At 51.2% G+C, this 260-nt stretch carries 1 tRNA gene and 1 rRNA gene; both read right to left on the minus strand.

Annotation, left to right across the window (positions count from 1 at the left end):
- Window positions 1–51: 51 nt before the first annotated feature.
- Window positions 52–126: transfer RNA gene (locus KGF48_RS20065), tRNA-Asn, on the minus strand.
- A gap of 7 nt (window positions 127–133) precedes the next feature.
- A 5S ribosomal RNA gene (gene rrf / locus KGF48_RS20070) occupies window positions 134–250 on the minus strand.
- Window positions 251–260: the final 10 nt, after the last annotated feature.

Consider the following 260-nt stretch of genomic DNA (forward strand, 5'->3'; position numbering starts at 1 on the left):
GCAGGATTTTAAGTCCTGTGCGTCTGCCAGTTCCGCCACTTCGGCTTTTTTTGGCTCCAAGGGTGGGGCTCGAACCCACAGCCTACCGGTTAACAGCCGGTTGCTCCACCGTTGAGCTACCTTGGAATATTCAACGTGGCTACGTCCTACTCTCCCAGGCAGTTTCCCACCAAGTACCATCAGCGCTAGAGAGCTTAACTTCTGTGTTCGGAATGGGAACAGGTGTATCCTCTCTGCTATTGTAACCACATAATCTTTAT

It is taken from the genome of Clostridioides sp. ZZV15-6388, from assembly GCF_020657755.1.
GTDB lineage: Bacteria > Bacillota > Clostridia > Peptostreptococcales > Peptostreptococcaceae > Clostridioides.